The organism is Prosthecobacter sp., from assembly GCF_049294395.1.
Taxonomy (GTDB): Bacteria; Verrucomicrobiota; Verrucomicrobiia; order Verrucomicrobiales; family Verrucomicrobiaceae; genus Prosthecobacter.
In genome coordinates this window covers 1-3,413 of sequence record NZ_JBAQCR010000076.1, presented here as the reverse complement: position 1 = coordinate 3,413, position 3,413 = coordinate 1, and the positions used below count along the sequence as shown (strand labels likewise).

Sequence of the window (3,413 nt, the reverse complement as noted above, 5' to 3'; positions counted from 1 at the left end):
GGGGCGGGGCTGGGTGCGTTCTGGGGGTGGTGGGGTTGTCAATGAGCTGGCCACGAGCGGGCTGGGCTCGTGGTGGGATGTGATGTGAGCGACGGAATGATCTCCGGCGATGCCTGCGCGGTTCTTCATGCGCGGGCGGGTGCACCTGCGGGTACAAGGCATGGTGTGGAGGTGATAAGCAAGCGGGATGGGCGGCGATGATGCGGGGGCGAAAATGAGGGGGTGAAATGCAAATTAAATTTTTGGAGGGCTGTTCTTGGCTGTTGGTTCGAAGGGAGCGGTGGGCGGGGTTTGGAGTGTTTGAGGCGGGGGCGTTTTGAAAGGGGGTGGGCTTTGGGTGGCAGGTGGCGATGGGAGGAAGGATTCTACGGACGCGACACAGCGCGTCCCTACCAGTTCCTACCATGGCTGTGCGGGGCGTTGGGGGTGATGGAGAGAGATCCTTGGGATGGAGGGGTGGGACGTTCGATTTTGCCGCAGAGGAGCAGAGAGGCCGAGGGGGCGGAGAATCCCTTCCTTCAAACTCTGCAACCCATGTGGTGAAGCTGGGCTATTCCTCCATTGGAGGTGCCACTTTCACCCAATCAGGAAGTTCTAGCGGGGAACGTCCTTGGGTCAGATCCAAGCCAATCGAAACACACTCTTCATCCTGAAGCCTGCCTGGGATTTCGATGGAGATCAAAGGAAAGCCCTTCCCCCGCTTGCTAATGTCGGGCACATCAAGAACCAGCCAGCCTTCGACCGAACACGGCACATTTATGAAGGCACTCAGCACACCTTCGGAGATGCGGCCATTTCCTGCACTCCATATGCAGCTCAATGTTTTCGACTTGTCCCTAAACACGAGATTCCACCGGTCTGTGTGTGACCTGACCAAATCGAGCTCAGATTGATTCGTCAGCTTGAACTGCACGGGTTTCACAGCACCAATATCTACACCGACGAAAACAATGTTTTCAGATGTGCTGACTTTTTGTGAGGCAACTGGATAGATATGACCATATATTTTTGTGTTTAACAAGTAGCCGCTCTGAACCAGCTTAGAAAAGAGAACCGAATGGTTCTGCTGCCAGGATTTTAACTTTTTCCAGTCAGGCCGTTGATTCAGCAAGAGCACAGTGCTGCTGTCGTCGCCTGCATAGCGCCCAGATGTCCAAGTGAAGTCGGATTCATTTTCTAATTTCGCCCCCTTGTTGCTTTGAAGGTCAAATTTCAGCCAGTTAAAGACTGCTATTTGATCAAGCATACCGACCATCCCTGCATCAGATGTGACAGGGTAGACCAAAATGGCACCATTTATGTTCGTGACTTCCGGAGCATCTTTTGGCGTATGCTTTTTGCACATCACACCAACAATCAACAGACCGCCGACCATAAAAACCAAGAATTGTTTGATCATAAAGGTCAGCTTCAAGTTTGCGAGCACACAGCTGAAAAGGCTGCTCGGCATTCAGCCAGCATCAATCAATATTCACCCCTGATTTTGAGACATTGAGCCTCTCTATTCAAGCCCAGCTTTGAACATGGCGTCATTCATGGACCTTCAGCTACAGCACAACGAGGGAGGTGGGTTAATGAAGGACGCAGGGGCCGTTGGTTTCCAGAGGGAGAATTTTTGAAAATGGGTCCGGCGGGCTGGAGGAAGTGGGTGCAGAGTGTGGGGTGGTGCTTGGAGTGGATGTTTTTTTTTGCGGCTCAAAGTTTGTTTAGAGCTTTGGCTCGTCTTGAAACGTTTCTACCTGCGCCCCCCCCAGAGTGAGCTAAAGCTCACCACTACTTTCCTGCGATGAATTCTTTCTCTGACTACCTGAGCAGCGGCCATGCGTGGCTGTATGTGCCTGTGGCGATCTTGCTGGGGGCGCTGCATGGGCTGGAGCCGGGGCACTCGAAGACGATGATGGCGGCGTTTATCATCGCGATCCGGGGGACGGTGTGGCAGGCGGTGCTGCTGGGGCTTTCGGCGGCGGCATCGCACTCGCTGCTGATCTGGGTGCTGGCGGCGGTGGCGCTGCACTACGGCGGGGAGTGGAATGCGGAGACGGTGGAGCCGTATCTGCAGCTGGGCTCTGCGGTGCTGATTTTCGCGCTGGCGGTGTGGATGTTTATCAGGACGCGGCGTGAGGTGGCGGAGGCTGAGGCGCATGGAATGGGGCATGGGCATTCACATTCACATGAGCATGACCACGGAGATGCGCATGGGCATTCGCATGGGCATTCGCACGGGCATGGGCACGCGCATGCTCATGAGCATGGCGATGGAGATGGTGCTGCGGGTGAGTTTGCGCATGAGGTGGCGCTGCCGGTGGGATTCAAGGTGCCGAGTCTGCGGGCGGCCGGTAAGCGCACGCATGGGGCGCATGGGGGGATGCTGCTGGACACGGGGCATGGGTGGCTGGAGATCGCGGTGCATGAGGACGGGGTGCCGCCACGCTTTCGGATTTATCCGTGCACGGCGGGCGGTGCTGCGGTGCCGCTGCCGAAGGGCAATTCTTTGAAGCTGGAGACGGCGCGGCTGGATGGGAGCACGCAGGTGTTTCAGTTTGAGCCGGGGGCGGGCTTCTGGGAGGCGACGGCGATGCTGCCGGAGCCGCATGAGTTCATGGCGACGCTGACGCTGGGCCATGCGGATCATGCGCATACGTACCGGCTGAAGTTTGCGAAGGCGGCGCACGAGCCTGGGCAGAGCCACAGTCACGCGCCGGTGGTGGCGGAGGAGGTGCGGCCGGAGGGGGATGTGTACCAGGATGCTCATGAGCGGGCGCATGCGGAGGACATCGCGCGGAGGTTTGGCAGCAAGCACGTGACGACGCCGCAAATCGTGATGTTTGGGATCACGGGCGGGCTGATGCCCTGCCCTGCGGCGTTTACGATTTTGCTGGTGTGCCTGCAGCTGAAGAAGGTGGCGCTGGGCTTTGCGATCGTGGGGGCGTTCAGCTTTGGCCTGGCGCTGACGATGGTGACGGTGGGCGCGGCGGCGGCGTGGAGCGTGCAGCATGCGCAGAAGAGATTCAGCGGCTTTGGCGAGTGGATGCGCAAGGCGCCGTATGTGTCATGCGTGCTGCTGACGGTGCTGGCGGGCTACATGGCCTGGGCGGGATGGCATGGGCTGGTATACGGGCCCGGGCATGGGCATTGAGGCTGTGGATTTCGAAGGGGTGTGGCGGGCGTGGGGTGATGGGGCTTGCGAAGCTGCTTTGGCTGCCGCATTCGGGTGGTTTGTGGTATGTGGGAGTCACCGAGGACGGCGAAAGCGGTAGCTGCGTTCGTGCCTCACTTCGCGACCGCAGTCCATATGGGAGGCGTGAGCTTGCAGCGCGAATTTGGAGTGCGGTCGCGCAGATGCACGGCGCAAGCCTGCATCGGAGCTGCCGCTTTCGAGCGTCTCGTGGGGGCAGGGGCTGAGGAAGATTCAC

At 58.6% G+C, this 3,413-nt stretch carries 2 protein-coding genes; one reads left to right on the top strand and one right to left on the bottom strand.

What is annotated here, in order from left to right:
- Window positions 1-550 precede the first annotated feature (550 nt).
- The gene (locus WAW39_RS05285) at window positions 551-1,399 is read right to left on the bottom strand and encodes a hypothetical protein (protein ID WP_422316513.1); all 849 of its coding nucleotides are present in this window, start codon (window positions 1,397-1,399) and stop codon (window positions 551-553) included.
- Window positions 1,400-1,786: 387 nt separating this feature from the next.
- Here WAW39_RS05285 and WAW39_RS05280 point away from each other — a divergent pair, with 387 nt between their 5' ends.
- Complete coding sequence (locus WAW39_RS05280; protein ID WP_422316511.1) at window positions 1,787-3,136, top strand: sulfite exporter TauE/SafE family protein; 1,350 nt, start codon at window positions 1,787-1,789, stop codon at window positions 3,134-3,136.
- Window positions 3,137-3,413 lie beyond the last annotated feature (277 nt).

What these genes read in the sequence shown, in the direction of transcription:
- WAW39_RS05280 (WP_422316511.1), top strand. Translation starts at nt 1,787, where the DNA reads ATGAATTCTTTCTCTGACTACCTGAGCAGCGGCCATGCGTGGCTGTAT.
- WAW39_RS05285 (WP_422316513.1), bottom strand. Translation starts at nt 1,399, where the DNA reads ATGATCAAACAATTCTTGGTTTTTATGGTCGGCGGTCTGTTGATTGTT.